General features: G+C 35.5%; 2 protein-coding genes. Both read right to left on the minus strand.

The window, feature by feature from the left end; genetic code table 11:
- Positions 1-507: APH(3') family aminoglycoside O-phosphotransferase (locus SJ312_RS23285; RefSeq protein ID WP_152372189.1), on the minus strand; the 507-nt coding region annotated here is incomplete at its 3' end.
- A gap of 105 nt (positions 508-612) precedes the next feature.
- Positions 613-749 (minus strand): integrase core domain-containing protein (locus SJ312_RS23290; protein ID WP_180052275.1); only part of this gene is annotated, 137 nt, incomplete at its 5' end.

Below are 749 nucleotides of genomic sequence, written 5' to 3' on the forward strand. Positions count from 1 at the left end.
CCATAGACTTAGGTAAGTTCTATGGTCTCCCCATAATTCAGCGTCAAAATCATCTTGATCTATATCGTCAAGGAGTTGGTTATCAATAAAAAATTTTGACTCTTTTAACCGATGATCAATGTTTGAAATAAATGGACAATCAATAATAGCAACTGAATTTAACAGATTGAGTGCCTCCTTATAGATAGCAAGCAATTCTTGGTCTGTTAAAAAAAGCGCTGAAATTGGTTTTGCATTGATCGCTTTAGTGATCATTAATTCAAACTGCTCATCCTGAAAAGTCATGATGAGTTCAGGCACCTTTAATTTCTCAGAGAGCCAACTCAACATTTTCGCTTCGCGAGAGACACTGTATGTGGTCTCTGTATATAAAGTGCTAGATCGCTTAAGAAAAAAAGTTTCATTATTTCGATTAAAAGAATAAACATCCGATGGCGACTGACCAATTTTATTTGGCTCTAAAACGCTGTTTCCAATAAATTGTTGAATAATATTGGGCAATTCCATCAAGTTTTCCTTTTATTCAGCATTAAAAACCCCGCAAATGCGAGAGAGGTGGTCCCACTTGTTTGAACAACTAAAAGCGTATTTATAAGTGATATTCCGCTCTAGTTAAGCCACCTTGTTTTGTTGGGGTAGCTGATCATAGTAAAACTCATTTGGTGTCATTTTGTCTAGACTCGAATGAGGTCGTTTCAAATTATAAAACTCAAAATATGCACTTAATTGCTTTTTCGCATCTGTGACAC

The sequence above is a fragment of the Providencia sp. CIM-Carb-044 genome (genome assembly GCF_033901115.1).
Taxonomy (GTDB): Bacteria; Pseudomonadota; Gammaproteobacteria; order Enterobacterales; family Enterobacteriaceae; genus Providencia; species Providencia hangzhouensis.